At 56.6% G+C, this 19,016-nt stretch carries 16 protein-coding genes; 5 read left to right on the plus strand and 11 right to left on the minus strand.

Translation table 11 applies throughout. The features are described 5' to 3' along the window. Position 1: 1 nt before the first annotated feature. The 7 genes from CAP31_RS09710 to CAP31_RS09740 form a co-directional block, all read right to left on the minus strand. The gene (locus CAP31_RS09710; RefSeq protein ID WP_087447349.1) at positions 2 to 1,957 is read right to left on the minus strand and encodes an HD domain-containing phosphohydrolase; all 1,956 of its coding nucleotides are present in this window, start codon (positions 1,955 to 1,957) and stop codon (positions 2 to 4) included. A gap of 345 nt (positions 1,958 to 2,302) precedes the next feature. After that, a complete protein-coding gene (locus tag CAP31_RS09715) occupies positions 2,303 to 2,854 on the minus strand; it encodes a YbhB/YbcL family Raf kinase inhibitor-like protein (RefSeq protein ID WP_087447350.1) in 552 nt (183 codons plus the stop codon). A gap of 142 nt (positions 2,855 to 2,996) precedes the next feature. Further along, positions 2,997 to 4,787 carry an ABC transporter transmembrane domain-containing protein gene (locus CAP31_RS09720; protein WP_087447351.1) on the minus strand — a complete coding sequence of 597 codons (1,791 nt, stop codon included), beginning with the start codon at positions 4,785 to 4,787 and terminating at the stop codon, positions 2,997 to 2,999. Then, positions 4,784 to 5,848, minus strand: a complete 1,065-nt coding sequence (locus tag CAP31_RS09725; protein WP_087447352.1) for a lipocalin-like domain-containing protein — start codon at positions 5,846 to 5,848, stop codon at positions 4,784 to 4,786. Before CAP31_RS09725 ends, CAP31_RS09720 begins: the two co-directional genes overlap by 4 nt. Then, entirely contained in the window at positions 5,848 to 8,364 is a 2,517-nt protein-coding gene (locus CAP31_RS09730) for an FtsX-like permease family protein (protein WP_087447353.1), read from the minus strand. Before CAP31_RS09730 ends, CAP31_RS09725 begins: the two co-directional genes overlap by 1 nt. Continuing rightward, positions 8,364 to 9,011 (minus strand): ABC transporter ATP-binding protein, encoded by a 648-nt coding sequence (locus CAP31_RS09735; RefSeq protein WP_087448345.1) that lies wholly within the window; start codon positions 9,009 to 9,011, stop codon positions 8,364 to 8,366. The genes CAP31_RS09730 and CAP31_RS09735 overlap by 1 nt, the downstream gene beginning before the upstream one ends. A gap of 214 nt (positions 9,012 to 9,225) precedes the next feature. Then, positions 9,226 to 9,732, minus strand: a complete 507-nt coding sequence (locus tag CAP31_RS09740) for a hypothetical protein (RefSeq protein ID WP_087447354.1) — start codon at positions 9,730 to 9,732, stop codon at positions 9,226 to 9,228. A 276-nt stretch (positions 9,733 to 10,008) separates the two neighbouring features. Here CAP31_RS09740 and CAP31_RS09745 point away from each other — a divergent pair, with 276 nt between their 5' ends. Next, the gene (locus tag CAP31_RS09745) at positions 10,009 to 10,944 is read left to right on the plus strand and encodes a hypothetical protein (protein WP_087447355.1); all 936 of its coding nucleotides are present in this window, start codon (positions 10,009 to 10,011) and stop codon (positions 10,942 to 10,944) included. Between the two features lie 94 nt (positions 10,945 to 11,038). Continuing rightward, positions 11,039 to 11,995, plus strand: a complete 957-nt coding sequence (gene rlmF, locus CAP31_RS09750) for a 23S rRNA (adenine(1618)-N(6))-methyltransferase RlmF (RefSeq protein WP_087447356.1) — start codon at positions 11,039 to 11,041, stop codon at positions 11,993 to 11,995. Between the two features lie 61 nt (positions 11,996 to 12,056). On the opposite strand, the gene CAP31_RS09755 is transcribed toward rlmF, so the two are convergent. Further along, entirely contained in the window at positions 12,057 to 13,370 is a 1,314-nt protein-coding gene (locus tag CAP31_RS09755; RefSeq protein ID WP_087447357.1) for a sodium:proton antiporter, read from the minus strand. Between the two features lie 360 nt (positions 13,371 to 13,730). Between CAP31_RS09755 and CAP31_RS09760 the strand changes: the two genes are divergently transcribed. Continuing rightward, positions 13,731 to 14,597 carry an alpha/beta hydrolase gene (locus CAP31_RS09760; RefSeq protein ID WP_087447358.1) on the plus strand — a complete coding sequence of 289 codons (867 nt, stop codon included), beginning with the start codon at positions 13,731 to 13,733 and terminating at the stop codon, positions 14,595 to 14,597. 34 nt (positions 14,598 to 14,631) lie between these two features. On the opposite strand, the gene CAP31_RS09765 is transcribed toward CAP31_RS09760, so the two are convergent. Then, entirely contained in the window at positions 14,632 to 14,973 is a 342-nt protein-coding gene (locus CAP31_RS09765; RefSeq protein WP_087447359.1) for a zinc ribbon domain-containing protein YjdM, read from the minus strand. A 396-nt stretch (positions 14,974 to 15,369) separates the two neighbouring features. On the opposite strand from CAP31_RS09765, the gene CAP31_RS09775 reads away from it, so the two are divergent. Together CAP31_RS09775 and CAP31_RS09780 are read left to right on the plus strand one after the other, a co-directional pair. Beyond that, entirely contained in the window at positions 15,370 to 15,702 is a 333-nt protein-coding gene (locus CAP31_RS09775; protein WP_087447361.1) for a hypothetical protein, read from the plus strand. A 236-nt stretch (positions 15,703 to 15,938) separates the two neighbouring features. Continuing rightward, positions 15,939 to 16,304, plus strand: a complete 366-nt coding sequence (locus CAP31_RS09780; protein WP_087447362.1) for a hypothetical protein — start codon at positions 15,939 to 15,941, stop codon at positions 16,302 to 16,304. Between the two features lie 460 nt (positions 16,305 to 16,764). Here CAP31_RS09780 and CAP31_RS09785 read toward each other — a convergent pair whose 3' ends face one another. Continuing rightward, complete coding sequence (locus CAP31_RS09785; protein ID WP_087447363.1) at positions 16,765 to 17,688, minus strand: hypothetical protein; 924 nt, start codon at positions 17,686 to 17,688, stop codon at positions 16,765 to 16,767. 161 nt (positions 17,689 to 17,849) lie between these two features. Continuing rightward, complete coding sequence (locus CAP31_RS09790) at positions 17,850 to 18,917, minus strand: ribonucleotide-diphosphate reductase subunit beta (protein WP_223247426.1); 1,068 nt, start codon at positions 18,915 to 18,917, stop codon at positions 17,850 to 17,852. Between the last annotated feature and the right edge of the window lie 99 nt (positions 18,918 to 19,016).

Genomic DNA, 19,016 nt, shown 5'->3' on the forward strand with positions numbered 1-19,016 from the left:
TCTACCAGACAAAGGCAAAGCGTTCTTCGCGGAATAGTTTGAGGCACGCCTCTACCGTCGACGGATCATAGAAGGTACCCTTATGATTGCCGATCTCCGCCAGCGCTATCACTTGTCCCAAACCGGCCCGGTAAGGGCGGTGAGAAGCCATCGCTTCCACGACATCAGCCACCGCAAGGATTTTGGCCTCGAACAGAATTTCCCCGCCCTTGAGTCCGTTGGGGTAGCCGGACCCGTCTATCCGTTCATGATGCTGCAACACGATCTGCGCAATCGGCCACGGGAACTGGATACCTTTGAGAATATCGTAACCGGCCTGCGGATGCTGCTTGATCATGGCATATTCAATGGCGGTAAGGCGCCCGGGCTTGCTGAGGATTTCCGCGGGAATCTGTATCTTGCCCAGATCATGCACGATCCCCGCAAGGTGCAAACCATACACCCGATCCTCGTCCAGTCCCAGTTCATGGGCGATCGCCACTGCCAGATCGGCAACCCGGTGCTGATGCCCAGCGGTATAAGGGTCGCGCACTTCCACTGTGGCAGCGATAGCCTGGATCGTGTCGCTCAGGTTGGAAAGCAGCTGCTCCGACTTCTCCCGGTAGCGTTGCAAGGCATCGTCGCGCTCGATTTCCGTGCGCAGACCGGCGATGCCGTATGCCATGTCACCCGCCATTTCTTCCAGCAACGCGATTTCCTCGGGGATGAATGCCGAGGTTTCCTTCGCGTAAATGCCAAGCACGCCGAATACCTTGCCCTTGATCATGAGCGGCAACGCGATACAGGCGTTATAACCGCGCTGTAGCGCATTCGCGCACCAAGGCGTCATGCGAGGATCTGCCCGGATATCCTGCACCACCTGCGTCATGCCGAGCCGCACGGCGCAGCCGACAGGACCATGCCCGCGTTCGCTGTCGGCCCATGTGATATCCACTGTTTCCAGATATCCCTGCTCGGCGCCTACGTGTGCGACCGGCACCACTGATTTCGCCTCATCCGCCTGCACATAACCGACCCAGGCCATCACGTAGCCGCCCTGCAATACCGCGGACTTGCATATCTCTTCCAGCAATTCGGTTTCGCCATTTGTGCGTACCAGTGCATGATTAACTGCACTCAGCGTCACGAGTGTCCGTGTGATACGCTGCAATTTCTGTTCGGCGTGCTCGCGCTCGGTAATATCCTCCATGACATGGATGGTATATATCTTGACGCCATTTGCATCCTTGATGGCATAGCAATGCGAAAGATAGATGCTGCCGTCGGCGAGGTGGATTTTTTCCTCCATATCCCCGGTATCGGTAGTGCTATATAACGGCTCATCCAGTTTGGGAAACAGCTGCCAGTAGTATTTTCCGATAATCTCTTTGTAAGGCAAGCCGATCTTCTCGGCATAAGCCCGGTTTGCACGCACTACGCGCATATCCTGATCATGGATGCAAATCGGGTCCGATACGCTGTCGAACACGTCCGCCCATTCCTTGCGGATATTTTCAAGCTCGGCAAATTGCTGCTGGAATTTTTCCTGAAAGGATTTGCGCTCGCTTATGTCACGAATGATCTCCTGACGAAACGTCTGGCTGCCGATTTCCATGAGACGCATGCTGACCTCGACCGGAAAGGTCGAGCCGTCCTTACGCTGATGCAGGGTCTCGAACAACACGCCGTCCGGCACAGCCGATTGTCCCCAGTCGATCATCAGACTGTCCCGGAACTCTGGCGCTCTCAAGCTGATTACCGACATTCCTTCCAGTTCTTCACGACTGTAGCCATAGACTTCAATCGCACGATCGTTGGCTTCGACCAGTCTCGATTCCGAGTCAAACAGCAGGATGATATCGTTGGCATATTTGATCATCGACTCACACTTGACTTTAAGTGTGCGCAATTCATCAAAAGTCTGCCTGCATTCCATGCTCAGGGATGACGTTTTCCCGGTGCCAGTTTCCTTAGTCATGCATGGCCCCGTCCTGCAGATTAAACCGATCTTTTATATCGCATATATTCAACCCTGAGTCTCCCTGCTTCCAAATGAGCAAAAACTTTCAATAACGCACATATCCATTTAATTTATATACGACAAACCGTTTTTTTCAATGCACGATTGGATAAAGGCAATAATTCGCTATCGCCATTACATGCGGCATTCCATCTTGCACAATGCAAGACAAAGACCATATCAACACAAGATAATTAATCAGTGATTTTGCAGATTGACGCAACAAAAAGGCGGGAGTGGCTGCCGAAATACAGACAGGAAGCGCGGCACCCGCCAGCATGGCGGGCGCCGGATAAGCAGCGTTTAGCGTCCGTAACGCCCGGTCAATGTCGCCTTTGCCAAGGCTTGGCTATTGATCATGAAACCTACCACTGAAGTCGAGGTGCCTGCAGGAATATCCAGCCTGTCGGTTTTCAGCGCATAGACAGTGAAATTATAATGGTGCGGCTTGTCGCCCTCCGGCGGGCAAGGGCCACCCCAGGCCGCCTGGCCGTAATCGTTGCGAATCTGTTGCGCACCTTGCGGCAGATTCCTGCTGTCCAGACCGCCATCGCCCTGTGCCAGACCAGTCATCGTCGCCGGCAAATTCACCACCACCCAATGCCAGAATCCGGCGCCGCCGGTAGGCGCATCAGGGTCATGCACCATGATGGCGAAACTCTTGGTGCCTGCCGGCGCATTTTTCCAGTTCAGCGCCGGCGATACATTCTCGCCGCTGCAGCCGAAACCATTGAATACGAACCTGGGTCCGATAGTCTGTCTGGGCGCAATATCGGGACTGCTCAACGTAAAGCTGGCAGCTGCCGCAACCGTCGAACCCAGTGCCAACACGCCTGCCAATAGGAAACGCTTCATTTTCACTTCTCCTCTTCAAAAAACATCATGACTCATCGGTTTAAAATCCGCCCCGCAACAACGGGGCGCTGACTGCTGCAACACGTTAGCACATATTTGTCGCAGCAATCGTACTCCAACGTCGGGCAACAGCACCATACCGTTAATGCGTCGGGACATGGAACTGCAATGCCGCCAGATTGGCATAGATGCCGCCGAGCGCGACCAGACTCACATGCGTGCCGGTCTCCACGATGCGGCCGTTATCCATCACCACGATACGGTCGGCGCGCTGCACCGTCGCCAGCCGGTGCGCGATGATCAGCGTGGTGCGCCCGACCATCGCAGCTTCCAGCGCGCCCTGCACCAGACGTTCGGATTCTGCATCCAGTGCGCTGGTCGCCTCATCCAGCAACAACAACGCCGGGTTCTTCAGCAACGCGCGCGCAATTGCGATACGCTGGCGCTGGCCGCCGGACAGGCGCACACCGCGCTCGCCGAGGAAAGCGTGGTAGCCTTCCGGCAATTTTTCGATGAATTCGTGCGCTGCCGCCATTTTCGCCGCAGCGACCACTTCGGCATCGCTGGCATCGGCACGCCCGTAGCGGATATTCTCCAGTGCATTGGCGAAAAAAATCACGGTATCCTGCGGCACGATACCGATCGTATCGCGCAGGGTATGCAGATCCAGTTGCCGGATATCGATACCGTCCAGCGTGATGATACCCTGCTGCGGGTCATAGAAGCGCAGCAGCAACTGGAACAGCGTGGTCTTGCCCGCACCGGACGCCCCGACCACCGCTACCGTTTCGCCAGGCCGCACTGTCAGCGACACGCCCTGCAGCGAAGGCGTTTGCGGACGCGACGGATAATGAAAAGTCACCTGCTGCAATGCCAGTGCAGCACCGTTGCCAGCGCATGGCGGCAACGGCAGCGCTTGCGCAGGCGGCCGGATCGGCGAACTTGCCGCCAGCAGTTCCAGCAAGCGCTCGGTCGCACCAGCCGCACGCTGCGCTTCGCCCAGCACTTCCGACAACGCACCGATCGCACCGGCCACGATCACCGCATAGAGAATGAATTGCCCGAGTTCGCCGCCGCTCATATCGCCCTGCATCACCGCATGCGCCCCCAGCCAGAGCACGAACACGATCGCGCCGAACACCAGCAGAATCGCGATCAGCGTCAGCATGGCCCGCGCCCGGATACGCCATATCGCGGTTTCGAACGCGCTTTCCACCGCAATGCCGAAACGGCCGGATTCCAGCGCTTCGTGGGTAAACGCCTGCACCGTCGGCATCGCGTTGAGGATCTCGCCTGCCATGGCCGACACATCGGCGATACGGTCCTGCGAATCGCGCGACAATTTGCGCACGCGGCGACCGAAAACGATGATGGGCAGCACCACCGCTGCCAGCAGCACGATGATGATGGCCGACAGCTTGATGCTGGTCACGAACAGCATCACCAGACCGCCGATCAGCAGCAGCATATTGCGCAGCGCCATGGAGATGCTGGTGCCGACCACCGCCTGGATCAGCGTGGTGTCGGTGGTCAACCGCGACAGCACTTCGCCGGTTTGCGTGGTCTCGAAAAACTCCGGACTGAGTCCGACCACATGGCGATACACCGCGCTGCGGATATCGGCAGTCACCCGTTCTCCCAGCCACGACACCATATAGAACCGTGCCGCCGTCGCCACAGCAAGTATGCAGGCGACACCGAACAGCGCCAGGAAATAGGTATTCACATGCTGGATGCTTTTACTGCCTGTCGCGCCAAAACCGAGATCTATCATCTGCCTGAACGCGTAAGGAATGGCCAGCGTGGCGCCGGCAGCGACCAGCAGCGCAATTCCCGCCAGCACGAATTGGCGCTTATACGGTGCGAGAAACGGCAGCAAGCCCTTGAGGATGACCAAACCTTTTACTTGCGTGGTTTGCTGCGGAGTAGTCATAATTTGAGTGGTTTCACGTATCCGGTCAGTTCCAGGTAGCCGCGCCCTGCGGCTTTGCCGTCACGGCTCAGGCTCACCGCACCTTCCCAATACACCGCGCCGGTGGACTGGCGCGAATCGAGTTCCTGATCGTCCTGCAGCGGCGTCAGTTGCCATACGCTCGTCCCGGTCTGCACCTGCATCGCGACCGGATAATTCGCGCCGGTGCGCGGAGAGCGCCAAACCCGCTGCGGCATGAAGCTCACCTCGCTGTTACCGAACTGCGTCATCCTGCCGCCGGCATCGCGCAGCGTCGCATGCGCCCACAGCGGCTTGCCGGATTTGTCGCGTATGCGGAACGCCATTAGCGCGCCGCCGTCATCCAGATTGGCGCCCACCCAGTCCCAGCCGACCGCATGCTGATCCAGCACGCTGGTCGACCATTCGTGGTCCAGCCAGGCGCTGCCGGTGACGTTCACGGTTTTGCCGTTACGCTCGACGCTGCCGCTGACGAGCAGATGCGGCTCGCTGTAATAATAGCTGGCTTGTCCCGGGCTGGCACCCTTGCGCGAATAGCCGTGCTCGCCTTGCAGCATCGGCGGCTGCGATGGGGAAAGCTGCAGCTGCAAGCGATAGTCTCGTGCAGCGACCGTCACTTGGTACTGGCCGCCGCTGGCGCGCAGCAGCCGCCAGTCATCCAGCTTGACATCGGTGTTCCCCGTCCCGGCATACGCCAGGCCGAAGCCCTGGCGCGCGCTTTTCTGATCGTGCAGCAACCTGCCCAGCGCCGGGTCGGACAGCGCGCTATGCGCGATGATGAGCTGTCTGGCGGCGAACTCGCTGGGGTTGGCGTCATCGATACCGGTAGCGATGCGGAAGAACGTGATCTGGAATCCCAGCGGCTTTTTATCCGGCGTCTGCAGCCAGCCGGTCGCATACCACCATTCCGTGCGGAAACCCGGATGCGCTCCGTAAGCCGCCGGGAAGCTGACGGCATGGCCGGAGGTCACCTGCGCAAATTGCGGCGGTGCAGCTGCAGCCCATGACGCCAGCAACAGAAATAACAGATTCAGATAACGCATCACCAGTCCTCGCTCACTGCACGAATCGCGCTGCCCGACAGCGCGTAACGCCCCGCTGCCAGCGCGGTCACGATGGCCGACACCAGCAGCAAGGCCGCCACCGAACTCAGCAATCCCCACGGCAGATGCAGCTGCATGCGCCAGTGGAACGACTGCGGATTGACCACAAACACGAGGATGAGGCTGATCGCAAAGCCCAGCGCAAAGCCGACCGCAACGCCGATGCCGGTCAGCAGACCACCTTCCGCGGCGAGGATGCCGATTATCTGCCTGCGGGTCACGCCTATATGCCGCAGCATGCCGAATTCCTTTGCGCGTGCCAGCGTCTGTGCCGAAAAGGTCGCCGCCACCCCAAACAGGCCGATAACGATCGCCACCACTTCCAGCAGGTAGGTCACCGCAAAGCTGCGGTCGAAAATCTTCAGGCTGACAGCGCGGATCTCGCCGGGTTCGGCGAATTCCAGCAGCGCGCCGAACGGCAGGTGTTTCAGGGTAGCGATCACCCGTGCCGGCGTGACGCCCGGTTGCAGCCACAGCCCGACGTCATTGGCATCCATGTCGCCGGTCAGCGCCCGATAATCCGTCAGCCGCATCTGGATCGCACCGAATTGGCGGCCGTAGTCGCGCCATACGCCGGCCACCACCGCATCCTGCATGCGCCCATTGAGCGGCAAGCGCACATGCTGACCCAGCGTATAGCCATACAGATCCACCATCGGTTCCGACACCCAGACCGGCATCCCCTGCGGCACGAGAGTCGGCCCGATGATCGGCAGGATTTTACCGGGGTCACGGACATCAATGGTACGCGCAATCAGCATCACGTCCGGCCGATCCGCCGCGAGCGTCAACGGCGTCTGGCGCAGAAAATCGGCGCGGGCGATGCCGGGCGCATTCGCGATCGTCATTTGCGCCTGCGGAGAAAGTGCGCCGGTGTCGCCATTTTGTGCCGAACGCACATATACGTCCGCCGCCAGCAGGCGCGACAGCCAGTCATCCACCGACACCCTGAAACTGGCGACCATGATCGCCATCGCCACCATCAGACTGAAGCTGGTCAGCACACCGCCCAGCGCAATGGACGCCTGATTCGGCGCATTGGTCAGTCGCGCCAATGTCAGGCTGGCGACGGCACCGCGCAGGTGCAGGCTGCTCACCAGCCGGAAAAAACCGCCGGTCAGCCGCGGCATCAGCACAATGGTGCCGATCAGCAAAAACGCGACGGCAATATAGCCGAATACCGGTAAACCGCGTACCGGCGGCAGCTGCGTCAACAATGCGCCAACTACCAGCATGGCCAACGCCGGCCACGGATTAGCCAATCGCGTCAGCGCGCCCTCTTCGCTGCCGGATTTGAGCGCCGCTGCCGGATGGGCACGCGCTGCTTCCCAGGCGGGCGTGACCGAACCCAGCAAAGCCACGATGACACCGAGCGAAAACAGCCCGGCTGCCGCTGCCGGCATAAAATGCACGACAGGATCAATCCCGGCAAAATAGCCGCCGCCCAGATCCCCGCCGAAGAAGTGCAGCGCCGCGGCGGCCATCGCGTAGCCCAACGCAATGCCGCCGACAGACCCCAGCATGCCGAACACCGTCCCTTCCAGCAGCACCTGGCGCATGAGCTGGGCACGGGTCAGCCCCATCACCCGCAGCAGCGCGAACTGGCTGCGCCGACGCATCACCGACAATGCCTGCGTGGAGAACACCAGAAACGCGCCGGTAAACAGCGCCACCATCGCCAGCACATTCAGATTGACCCGATAGGCGCGCGACATGTCGGCTGCCCGCGTCGTCTGCTCTCCGCTCTGCGTCACCAGCAGGCGGCCCTGCAGTTCACGCTGCAACGCCGCCTTGAATACGGCGCGGTTGACGCCCGCAGTCAGCTTCAGATCGATACGCGAAAGCTGGTCGACACGATGGAAGCGCCACTGCGCGGCAGCGATATCCATCACCGCGATGCGCTGGCCGGCGCGTGCATGCACCAGGCCGCCGGCGACACGCAATGCGATGATATGCGTCCCGGAACGCAGTTTCAGCTGATCGCCCTGATGCACCTGCAACCAGCTCATCGCCGCTGGCGACAGGAAAATCGCATCGTCCGACAACGTGTCGAAGGTCTTGTCCTCATCCGGGATGCCGATCAGATCGGGTGCGATCGCACCGGCGCGAAACATGTCGATGCCGAGGATTTTCAAGGGCTGCTTTTTGCCCGGCACGACCGCATCCAGCTCCAGCACCGGGCTGGCGACCGCCACCCCGTCATGCTGTGCCAGCCACGGATAGATACGCTGGTCGAAACCGGCTTGCGCACCACGCACCTCCAGATCGGATTGCCCCGACAGGCTCTTTACCGCCGCCGAAAACTCGTCCAGCGCCGCCGCATTGATCAGCTGGATCGCAAACCCCATGCCCACGCCGAGCGCAATCGCCGTGATGGCTACCAGCGCACGCAGCGGATAGGCGCGCCATTCGCCCCATACCAACCAGCGCGTAAGCAGAGCGGTACGCACGTTCATCAGGCGGGATGCAGGCCGTCGTTGGTCAGAATCAGCACGCGATCCGCGGTGGCCGCTGCCGCGGGGGAGTGGGTGACGATCATGGCGGAAGCGCCATTGGCCTTGATTTCGTCACGCAACAGCATCAGTATGCCGTGCGCCGTATCCGGATCGAGATTACCAGTGGGTTCGTCGGCCAATACCAGCCTGGGACGGTGCACCAGCGCGCGGGCAATGGCAACACGCTGCAGCTCGCCACCCGAGAGCTGACGCGGGAAATCGTCGCCTCGCCCTTGCAAGCCGACCGCATCGAGCATGGTCCGGACACGCTGCGTATCCATGCCATTCAGCAGCAAGGGCAACCCAATATTTTGCAGCACGCTCAAATGCGGCAGCACATGAAACGCCTGAAAGATGAAACCGAGCCGGGCGCGCCGCAGCAGGGTCGCCGCATTATCATCCAGGCCGGCCAGGGATACGCCGTCGATCACGATCTCGCCCGCATCCGGGCTATCCAGCCCGGCGATCAGATTGAGCAAGGTGGACTTGCCCACGCCGGAGTCGCCCATGATGGCGACATATTCGCCTTCGCCCAGCGTGTAAGACAAGTCGGTCAGCACACGCCGCCTGTTCGCGTAAGACTTGGCAATATGGTGCAGCTCCAGCATCATGACTCCGCTTGAGATGTGTTGGCGTTATCCTATCATTAATACCTGCCTGCCTATATCACCACTTGTTTATATGCGAAATACGGTTCGTCATGTCGCACCCGACATTCATGGCAACATGACACGAAATCCGGCTGTTGCCGATCTTCGGACTCTTCTGCGCTGATGGTGCTTGCCAGCCGGTATCGGGCATCATCCCGTACGCCATTCCCATTCATTTGACGTCATCGTATTCCTTGATGGAAGCCTCGACGACGCCGCGGGCGAGCGCGGATTCATTCTCGCTGTGCGTTTCGACCACCAGCACGATCTGACCGTTATCGAGCGCATCACGGACCATATCGGTAAATGGCCGTTCGGTATTGGCGGCCCCGATCGCAGCCCCCAGCATGCCGCCGACCCCGGCACCCCATCCCAGCATGAACAGTGGCGCCACTAGCGGGCTGGCGATGAACAGACTGACATTCGCCGCTACCAGCGCCAGCTCGCCCAATGCGCCGAGGCCGGTGCCGATCACGGTACCGACTGCACCGTCGACCAGCACATCCTTCAGCACCAGCTTGCTGCCCGCATGCGGTGTCGTAGTCAGTGCCGGCGGCTCGTTTTCATAAATCTGCATCTGGCTGGGCGAAAACCCTTCCTGCACGAGCCGGGCAAGCGCGCTTTCGGCGTCACTGCGGCGGACATAAAACCCTAATACATGGTGACGGTATGCTTGCATGTTATTTCTCCTTGAATTGACCCGTGCATGACGGATCTTGTCGAACGAGAGAAGATGGCCAGGCTAATGCTCATTCGCTCCTGGAAATCGGCCTGACACGAGATGTCCATAGCATGGCGATCTTTCAGGGAAATGTATGTTCGGCAGCACACCGAAGCATGCTATCGTTACCGGTGCGGCGATAAAGTATCCGCCCGGCTATGCATCAAAGCGTAATCAATAAACCTTAAACTCTTGCTTTCCGCATCGGTCTACATTCGTTTGGGAGATTAGTGCATGAAACAATCATGGAAAGACAGTATCTATCTGCAACGCGAAGATCTGGCGCACATGGTGAAAGACCCGCTGGCGCACCTGGCTGAACAGTGTCCCGCCGCATGGGGAGACCGGGAGCAACTCGATGCGGTGCTCACGCAGGGCTTCACCGGCATTCCTTACTGTACCTCGCTGTACTGCCTGACCACCGACGGCATCCAGATTTGCGACAATGTCTGCGCCCAGGGGCTGGCCCCTGAGCATTTCGGGCGTGACCGCTCGCAGCGCCCTTACATGAAAGAAACCGTACCGGCGTGGGGTTTCCTGCTCTCTGATGCCTACATCAGCCTGCGAGGACGGCGCCCGTCCCTCACCGCGCTGCAGATCGTTCGTGCCGACGGCAACGCGATAGGCTATCTCGGCGCCGACTTCGACTTGCGCGGCCTGCCGGTAACCTCGGCGCTCTACGAAGAACCCGGCTATTGGCGGCAGATAAAGGGCGACCCGGCGATCCGCGGCACGGTATTTCTGCAACAACGGACAGACAGCCCCATGGACGGCAATCTGGAACAGGCGCTGTCCATTCTGGAAGAACTGCTGACACAACGCGGCATATTCCAATGCCAGATACACTTCTCCAGCAGTCAGGCCACCATCTGGACCATGGACGACCCGTTCCGCTATCGCATTCTGGACCATGAGGCCTTGAGCGACCCCGATATCTGCCTGATATTCCCATCCCATCCTTATCCGCACGACGCGCTGATCCTGCAGCACAGCATCGCCCACATTCTCGACACCATGCGCTCATTGCGCTTCGCCGACCCTACCATTTACCTGCGCACCGCATCCATCAATGTCTTCAATGGCATGATCAGCGTGACCTTCTCCTGCGATGGATCGCATTACATGCCCTACGACGAATTCCTGCTGAAGAGCACGTCATTCTGGTTTTGAATGAGGGTACTGGCGGCTGACAACCCGCCGGGGCTTGTTATCTGCTATATTCCCGGCTAATTTGGCTGATCTGCCCTGACCTTCCGCAGGCCTTATGCGAATCAAGAACCGCAAGTTACCCGCTGACGCAGCACCTGCACACAGACTCCATCCGCGCAATCGCCATCAGGGCCGCTACGATTTCGAACGCCTGATGCAGGCCGATGCGCGGCTCGGCGATTTCGTCAGCGTCAATGCGCACGGCGAACGCAGCATCGATTTCGCCGATCCGGCAGCGGTCAAGGCATTGAATCGCGCGCTGCTGCAGGATAACTACGGCATCCGCGGCTGGGATATCCAGCCGCAGAACCTGTGCCCGCCGGTACCAGGACGCGCCGATTACGTGCATTACCTGGCTGACCTGCTCGCTGCCGATAACCGCGGCAGCATCCCCGAGAGCATACAGGCGCTGGATATCGGCACCGGCGCAAGCTGCATTTATCCGTTGATCGGGCACAGCGAATACAGGTGGGACTTTGCCGGTACCGACATCAATGCGGCATCGCTGACCAATGCGCAAGCCATTCTGGATGCCAACCCGGCGCTGGCGCAGCACATCACGCTGCGCTTGCAGCCAGCCGCCGGCAGGATTTTCGCCGGTATGATACGCGACAACGAATGGTTCGACCTGACGCTGTGCAATCCCCCATTCCATGCCTCGGAGGCCGAAGCCAGCGCCGGCACGCAACGCAAATGGCGCAATCTGGGCAAGCAGGATACCGGTCTGAATTTCGGCGGCGAGAGTGCGGAGTTGTGGTGCGCAGGCGGCGAACAGGCCTTCATCCGCCGCATGATAGACGAAAGCACGCAGATGCCCACGCACTGCTACTGGTTTACCACGCTGGTGTCGAAATCAGCCAGCCTGCCCGGCATCTACGCCGCATTGCAGCAAGCCGGCGTCCAGCAACACAAGACCATCGCGATGAGCCAGGGACAAAAGCAAAGCCGCCTGGTGGCCTGGACTTTTCTCAATCCGGCACAGCAGACGGCCTGGCGCAAACTGCGCTGGTAAACTCAGTTGCGTTGCGGCGTTTCGCTCAGCCGTTGTCGCGCAGCTGCGGTTTATTGAACTGTCAAGGTATCGTTTTCTGCTTGCTGCGCCGCCAGAAGCGCCCCATCATTGGTTTGACGCTCAAGCCATGCAGCAGGATGGACAGCGCCACCACGATCAGCGTCAGCTGTATCAGTTGCAGCGCCAGCGTTTCCGGCAGACCGCGCTGTATCGCGTACATCAGGTAATAGAGCGAACCGATGCCGCGCACCCCGAACCATGCCGTCATACCGCGTATCCGCCACGGCGTACGGGTTCCCAGCAGACTGACGACGACGCTGACCGGACGCGCAATAAAGAACACGAACAACGCCAGCCCGACCGCTGCCCAGCTCCATGAGTTGATGAAGAGCGTACCGCCGATCAGCAGGATCAGCAGCACTTCCGACAATCGTTCCAGATGCTCATTGAATATCAGCGAACCCTCGCTGACCTTGGCCGGCAATTCGCTATCCGGGTACAGGCTTGCGTAGCTGGGCGCAGTGCCTTCGTAGGCATGGCCGATAGCGGAACGAGCCGCTTCTGCCAGCTTCAGCTCGGTCTGGCGCAAGGTGACGGCAGCGAAGAAAACCGCCAGAAACCCGCCGACATGCAGCGATACTGCCAGCCCATACACCACCCCGATCAGCCCAAGACCGAGAAAATCGTCCATCAGTTCGTGTTTGAAGGGCGTACGGCGCAGTTTCCACCCCAGCTTGGCCAAGGCCAGGCCTGCGACTACGCCGAGGGCAATGCCGCCCACCGCAACCCAGACGACATCCACCAGCAACCAGTTCAGCCCGGTATTATGGAACCCCTCCAACCCCAGCAGACCCATTCCCAGCACCACGAAAGGGAAAGCGCCGCCGTCGTTCATGCCCGCCTCGGAGGTCAAGGTAAAACGCAGCTGGTCTCGATCGCTGGCATGCCGTATCTGCACGTCGGTCGCCAGCACCGGATCGGTGGGGGAAAGGATCGCACCCAGCAACACGCCTGCGCCCAATGGCATACCCAGCACATAGTAGGCAAAGGCCGCGATCATCGCGACGGTCACCGCCATGGAAACCGTCGCCAGCAGCAGCGGTGCACGCCAGCGCGCAAAACTGAACGGCAGCGGCATTTTGACGCCGGCGGAAAACAGCGAAATCAATACCGCGACTTCGGTCAGCACTTCCAGCAAAGCCGCTTCCTTGAGCGGGTTGAAGTGAAACAGATTGAGCATGGTCGGCCCGACCAGCAACCCCACCGCCAGATAAATGATGGCAGAAGTAACCGGCAGGCGTTTAAGGACGGAGGACGTGAGCCCCATCACCAGCAGCAATCCACCTACCAATACGAACCAGAAGGCGTTAGCCATCGATGGAATTCAGCAACAGGAAAAACAGCATAATCGAGGACACAAGCGGTTAGAAACGAGGATGCTCATCTTACCCCAACCCCCTGATGCGTAAAAGCGCAAACACGGCGCCGTAACCTGCTAGTAACAGATTGTTACATGCATAAGGAAAATAGAAACAATTATGAAACCACCCGGTTCAGATGAGCGAATACACGATTGAATCGGCTCCATTATTTTCAAATAGCTATCGACGGAATAAAGATAAATCGTCAGAATATCGTTACGAGACAATCGCTCGGCAAAGGGATAAAAAAAACGTGGCCGCGAAGCGGTCGGACACCCAGCCTGATTATGCTTATTCCCTACTAAATATCCAGCATGATGAATTTACTAACGATTCTGGCAAGTTTCGGGTTAGTCATTGTGGCATTTCACGCCCTGATTCACTGGAGCCTGCGTGCGCCCAGAGTGGTGGAGCAATCCACGCCGGAAGCGATGGGATTGGCATATTCAGAAACGCAAATTTTAACCACCAACGACAAACAGCTTTACGCCTGGTTTATTCCGGCGCCAGGGCCGGAACTCGCACCAGCACTGGTTGTATTGCATGGATGGGGAGGCAATGCAGAGACGATGCTTCCCCTTGCCGCACCACTGCACCGTGCCGGCTACGCACTGCTGTTCTTCGATGCCCGCAGCCATGGCCGTAGCGACATAGACACCTTCTCGTCCATGCCCCGCTTCGCCGAGGATCTCGACCATGCATTAAACCAGCTTAAATTGCTGCCGGGAGTGGATGCTAAACGGATAGGCGTGGTCGGTCATTCCGTAGGGGCAGCCGCAGCCCTGCTTGCCGCTTCGCGCCGGGATGATCTGGCGGCCGTGGTCAGCATTGCCGCTTTTACACACCCTGAGACTGTCATGCGCCGCCTGCTTGCAGCCTGGCACGTGCCATACATCCCTATCGGCTGGTATATCCTGCATTACGTTCAGCACGTGATCGGCTACAAATTCGACGACATCGCACCACTCAACACCATCGGGCGCATCCACTGTCCAGTCTTGCTGATTCATGGCACCGAGGATACGACTGTCCCCGTGTCAGAAGCACAAGCGTTATATAGCAGGCGTTACAGCGAGGCGGACAAATTGCTTTTGGTGTCAGGCAGCCATGACAGTTACGAAGATTTGGATCAACAGATTGGTGACATGATCGATTTTCTCAACGATGCCATGAATGTTTAAATGACCTTCTATTAATTTTTATTAGCGCGCCAGACTATGCCTTTTTAACAAACTCCGATTTCAACTGCATTGCACCAATGCCGTCAATTTTACAGTCGATATCATGATCGCCATCGACGAGACGGATGCTTTTCACCTTGGTACCCACCTTCACCACCGATGACGAACCCTTGACCTTCAGATCTTTGATCACCGTAACCGCATCGCCGTCCTGCAGTACCGTGCCATAAGCATCTTTCACCACGCGCTGCTCATCGCCACTCTCGGCTACCGCATCCTTCGACCACTCATGCGCGCATTCCGGGCAAACATACATATTGCCGTCTTCGTAAGTGTATTCGGAATTGCATTTTGGGCATTTCGGCAAGTTATTCATGGAAATCCTTTATTCGATTCATTAAAAGACATTAAAGTCAGAATCTATAATTATGCATCATTGCCAAACCAAGCTGCTGATTAACAGCATCATCCAAACACAGCAATGCTATCTGACGCGAGTATGGACGCGGTACCGACACAAAAATTTCCGAGCGAAATGATTCCTGTCGCCATTAAGCGAAAGAAAATGTCTTTGTTTAACAATCACTTGCTCGTCAAGTCGGTTTTTGTGTCGCTTGCAAACGACAAAATAGAGACTATCCAGAGCACAGAATTAATAGCAAGCCATTGAAAATAAAAGAATATAACGTGCTGGCACAGCCATTGCTATACAAAGATTAGCTTCGAAACGAAAGCTTTTTTATTTAACCCGTATAAAAATGGAGTATTCAAAATGACACAACATGCCAAACCGATGCGTACTAAAATATTAACCGCCATCATGGCTAGTGTAGTCAGCGTCGGCTTCGTCACCGCCGCCACCGCTGCAAGACTCGGTATCGACACCAACACCAATATCGGCGCAGGCACCAGCGTCGAAGCCCCCATAAATGATAGAGCTGGCGTGAGCGCCGATACGCACATGAGCACCTCCGGCAGCGCCAACAACGACGCTCAATGGGGCAGCGGCGCTTCCCGCGGCGCCGATCGTGCCGCTGATCGCCAGGACTTGAAGAGCGATACGCACATGTCAGCGACAATGCGACATCACAAAGGCAAGGAGTAAGTGCTAAATTTGCGGCAGGTTGGTTTAACGCCGCATAACGTCCGGGAAGCAGTGCCAGATATTGAATCTGGCACTGCTTTTTTTATTCATTGCATCCCTCTCAAGGCACTATGATAAAGTGAGGCGCGCAGGGAAATTCCATCGCGCGCTACAGGCATTGGCGAATTCAGTAGCAATGCCGGAAGGTCAAGATCGATCCCGATTCTCTCTTTTTCATACTTAAGGAAGCCGAGCAGATGACAATCACTGTTGAAATTCTGGGGAAAGCAGTTCAGATCGAATTAAGCGATGCGGCGGAAAAGACATTAAATCAACTGGAGAAACCGCTGCTAGTCGAGATGGAGCTGCTCTTTAGCTGCCTGATCCGCAAGACAGTACGGTTTCCACAGGACGCCGACCCGGATAGCTTTGTGTCCGCCACACCGCAATTGAAAGTAAGATTTCGCCCGGCCATGACCAAATTCTGCCGTATAAGCGACTTGGGCGACGAGACCCCGCCACTGGAAGATTTTCCTATCAAAAAACCATCGGCTTTCGTCCCCAAACAGCTATTTATCGACTTCAGGCATGGCCAGTGGCATGGCGAATTCCAGCATCACTAAATTCGCGCTTGCGCGTAACTCCGCGCCTTTAATGCTTTTCTCCCCTTCTGCATCGCTTCGTCCGGGCCGTTCAGGCGGGAGGGGTAGGCGAGCACTGTTCGAGTTCCGCAGCAGCTTGCGGGGTGTGCAAGCTGTCAGGGCGAGTTGCGCAGCCCCCGCCTGAACGGTTCGGACGAAGGCACCCCGAAGGGGCGAGGCTGCAGGGTGCCGTTCTCTTTGGTTACTTTCTCTTGGGCAATCAAGAGAAAGTTACTTGCCGCCAGGCAACCCCCGGCCTGACAGGGCTACGATCTGCTACATAGCTAGACCAAACCCTAAGTTCTTCTTAATCCATAATCATGGTGGGCCATCACAACTATCATCACTAGAGACCGAGTAACTCGATCTAACATGACTAGCGATCTGCCACAGAACTAGACCATATCTTGTACTACAAACGACTATCTCGATTCCAAATTTACTATATATATTTGAGCAATTCTTTGTACCAATTTGGCGCATGAATAATTCTTGCGATATGTTTTTTCCCTGCAAGAATTTCTGCTTTAGTTAATCGTGATAAATCTTCCCAATTATCACCTAATATATATATTGCGTTATTAACCCGCTGAGATTCCAAAATAAAAATATTTTTCGCTGTAAATCCAAATATGACATAGCCTTGATAACCACCTTGCCCAATAGCTCTAAAATCAGGGTCTAATGCGGAAATTTTCTCAAACCGATTTAGTGCTGCTAAAAAAGTTTTAGGAGGTTGACGCGATTGATTATCAACAATCACCTTTTTTAATACTTCCCATGGCAAATTACCGGGAGGTAATAATTTCCAATTAAGCCGTTTCGTAACAGATATTTTTTGAATATCCTGATCAGGCAGATATATATTACATACGCCAAACAACTCTAAAAAAATATTTATGGCATGCTTAATTTCTTCGAATTGATTTACTGTAAACTTAAATGTCTTTACTAATAATGAAATATGTCCATCTTGACTTTGAGAAACCAATATTTCGAGCCCTGGTGGTAAAATAATTTCACGAGGATATTTTAGGTATGGTATCCACACGAAGCTAGTAACAACCTCCGTTTGATCCTTACCACGCCACTGATGCCTCGTAAATTCCATATCACGATAATGAGTCTCTTTCGGTTGGTTTCGTTGAGGAATTTCTTTCCCTAATGTATTAAATCGGGTTATAGGGCCTACAATCGACGGAAGAATAACTTCACCTGTTACAAGCGGCCATGAAAGCCCCATCCGCTTTACTTGATCTGATGTTATTTGATTTTCAAGAACACCAATAACGATATCTTGTTCTTGAAACTCTTGCGGTAAATAACCAGCAATATTCAAAACTCGTTTTTGTTGAATGGTAATCATTGTTTGTGACTTTCTATAGAATACGATTAAAAGTTGTACCCATCTAAGTCACATGAGAGACCATAAACGCATGCACTCACACAACTTCAAAACCAAACCCAACATAACACCCACCTAAATAAAAAGGCGCATCGTAAATGCGCCTTTTTATTAACTTCCCCTCAATCCCAACTCAACGCCCCACCCGTCTGATACTCCGTCACCCGAGTCTCAAAGAAATTCTTCTCTTTCTTCAAATCAATCATCTCGGACATCCACGGGAACGGATTGGTCGCATTGGAGAACAGCTCATCCAGGCCGATCTGCTGGCAACGGCGATTGGCGATGAAGCGCAGGTATTCCTTAAACATGCTGGCGTTCAGGCCGAGCACGCCGCGCGGCATGGTGTCTTCCGCATAGCGGTATTCCAGCTCGACGCCTTTCAGCATCAGCGCCTTGATCTCGTCGCGGAATTCGCTGGTCCACAGGTGCGGATTTTCCAGCTTGATGGTGTTGATGAGGTCGATGCCGAAATTGCAGTGCATGGATTCGTCGCGCAGGATGTACTGGTACTGCTCGGCGGCGCCGGTCATCTTGTTCTGGCGGCCCAGCGCGAGGATCTGCACGAAACCGACGTAGAAGAACAGGCCTTCCATGATGCAGGCGAACACGATCAGCGATTTGAGCAGCTTCTGGTCGTTCTCCGGCGTGCCGGTCTTGAATTCCGGATTGGTCAGGGTCTCGATGAACGGGATCAGGAAGTCGTCCTTGTCGCGGATGCTCTGGATCTCGTGATAGGCGTTGAATACTTCGCCTTCGTCCAGGCCCAGGCTTTCCACGATGTACTGGTAGGCGTGGGTGTGGATAGCCTCTTCAAATGCCTGACGCAGCAGGTACTGGCGGCATTCCGGCGCGGTGATGTGGCGGTAGGTGCCGAGCACGATGTTGTTCGCGGCGAGACTGTCGGCGGTGACGAAGAAGCCGAGGTTGCGCTTGACCACGCGGCGCTCGTCTTCGGTCAGCGCGGCCGGGTCTTTCCACTGCGCGATGTCGCGGCTCATGTTGATCTCTTGCGGCATCCAGTGGTTGGCGCAGCCGGACAGGTATTTGTCCCATGCCCATTTGTATTTGAACGGCACCAGCTGGTTGACGTCGGCGGTGCCGTTGATGACGCGCTTATCTTCGGCGCGCACGCGGGTGGCGACGGCGGCCTGGGTATCGGCAGCGGACACGCCGCCCCCGGCGGGCATCACCGGTTTCAGTGCAGGACTGGTAAAAGTGTCTTCAAAATTCAGCATACGGTGCTCCTTGATTTATGTGCAGCACCGCCAGAATTGACTGGCGGCCTA

Origin of the sequence: Sulfuriferula sp. AH1 (assembly GCF_002162035.1) — a bacterium.
Lineage (GTDB): Bacteria > Pseudomonadota > Gammaproteobacteria > Burkholderiales > Sulfuriferulaceae > Sulfuriferula.

Coding starts and splice junctions, on each gene's coding strand:
- CAP31_RS09710 (WP_087447349.1), bottom strand. CDS start 1,957: ATGACTAAGGAAACTGGCACCGGGAAAACGTCATCCCTGAGCATGGAA.
- CAP31_RS09715 (WP_087447350.1), bottom strand. CDS start 2,854: ATGAAGCGTTTCCTATTGGCAGGCGTGTTGGCACTGGGTTCGACGGTT.
- CAP31_RS09720 (WP_087447351.1), bottom strand. CDS start 4,787: ATGACTACTCCGCAGCAAACCACGCAAGTAAAAGGTTTGGTCATCCTC.
- CAP31_RS09725 (WP_087447352.1), bottom strand. CDS start 5,848: ATGCGTTATCTGAATCTGTTATTTCTGTTGCTGGCGTCATGGGCTGCA.
- CAP31_RS09730 (WP_087447353.1), bottom strand. CDS start 8,364: ATGAACGTGCGTACCGCTCTGCTTACGCGCTGGTTGGTATGGGGCGAA.
- CAP31_RS09735 (WP_087448345.1), bottom strand. CDS start 9,011: ATGCTGGAGCTGCACCATATTGCCAAGTCTTACGCGAACAGGCGGCGT.
- CAP31_RS09740 (WP_087447354.1), bottom strand. CDS start 9,732: ATGCAAGCATACCGTCACCATGTATTAGGGTTTTATGTCCGCCGCAGT.
- CAP31_RS09745 (WP_087447355.1), top strand. CDS start 10,009: ATGAAACAATCATGGAAAGACAGTATCTATCTGCAACGCGAAGATCTG.
- rlmF (WP_087447356.1), top strand. CDS start 11,039: ATGCGAATCAAGAACCGCAAGTTACCCGCTGACGCAGCACCTGCACAC.
- CAP31_RS09755 (WP_087447357.1), bottom strand. CDS start 13,370: ATGGCTAACGCCTTCTGGTTCGTATTGGTAGGTGGATTGCTGCTGGTG.
- CAP31_RS09760 (WP_087447358.1), top strand. CDS start 13,731: ATGATGAATTTACTAACGATTCTGGCAAGTTTCGGGTTAGTCATTGTG.
- CAP31_RS09765 (WP_087447359.1), bottom strand. CDS start 14,973: ATGAATAACTTGCCGAAATGCCCAAAATGCAATTCCGAATACACTTAC.
- CAP31_RS09775 (WP_087447361.1), top strand. CDS start 15,370: ATGACACAACATGCCAAACCGATGCGTACTAAAATATTAACCGCCATC.
- CAP31_RS09780 (WP_087447362.1), top strand. CDS start 15,939: ATGACAATCACTGTTGAAATTCTGGGGAAAGCAGTTCAGATCGAATTA.
- CAP31_RS09785 (WP_087447363.1), bottom strand. CDS start 17,688: ATGATTACCATTCAACAAAAACGAGTTTTGAATATTGCTGGTTATTTA.
- CAP31_RS09790 (WP_223247426.1), bottom strand. CDS start 18,917: ATGCCCGCCGGGGGCGGCGTGTCCGCTGCCGATACCCAGGCCGCCGTC.